The sequence below is a fragment of the Streptomyces fulvoviolaceus genome (assembly GCF_000718165.1).
Classification (GTDB): Bacteria; Actinomycetota; Actinomycetes; order Streptomycetales; family Streptomycetaceae; genus Streptomyces; species Streptomyces fulvoviolaceus.
Genome location: NZ_JOEY01000228.1, coordinates 1 through 235 on the forward strand (window position 1 = coordinate 1; position 235 = coordinate 235).

Sequence of the window (235 nt, forward strand, 5' to 3'; positions counted from 1 at the left end):
GATCTGCCAGGAGGCGGTCACATACCAGCGCCCCCGTGCCGTGTCGTAGTGGATGCGGTAGGCGACCGCCCGGTTCGCCTCCACCCGGTCCGCCCACTCCTGGCCGCGGTGCGGGAAGCGGACCCGGCAGGCGAGGACGTACCGGCCGTGCGGGGCGTTGGCCAACTCCATCAGCGGGGCCGGGAGTTTGATGCTGACCTCGCCGTCCGGGCTGATGCGGAGGGTCTCGTTGCCG

1 pseudogene is annotated in these 235 nt (G+C 71.9%); it reads right to left on the reverse strand.

Annotated features, from left to right (window positions below):
- Window positions 1-235 (reverse strand): annotated as a pseudogene (locus IG08_RS0153645) (IS200/IS605 family accessory protein TnpB-related protein); the annotation flags it as partial.